The organism is Dietzia sp. 111N12-1, from assembly GCF_001658045.1.
Lineage (GTDB): Bacteria > Actinomycetota > Actinomycetes > Mycobacteriales > Mycobacteriaceae > Dietzia > Dietzia kunjamensis.
Genome location: NZ_LSSV01000017.1, coordinates 1 through 240, shown reverse-complemented (window position 1 = coordinate 240; position 240 = coordinate 1). Strand labels below are relative to the sequence as shown.

General features: G+C 60.8%; 1 rRNA gene. It reads right to left on the bottom strand.

The features are described from left to right. Positions 1-240: ribosomal RNA gene (locus AYO52_RS02510) — 16S ribosomal RNA — on the bottom strand; the annotation flags it as partial.

The following is a 240-nucleotide window of genomic DNA, read 5'->3' as shown; positions in this document are numbered from 1 at the left end:
TCTAATCCTGTTCGCTACCCATGCTTTCGCTCCTCAGCGTCAGTTACTACCCAGAGACCCGCCTTCGCCACCGGTGTTCCTCCTGATATCTGCGCATTTCACCGCTACACCAGGAATTCCGCCTGCCCCTCCTGCACTCCAGCCGCGCAGTTCCAAGAGCAGTCCCGGGGTTGGGCCCCGGGCTTTCACTCCTGGCTTGCGCTGCCGTCTGCGCCCCCTTTACACCCAGTAAATCCGGAT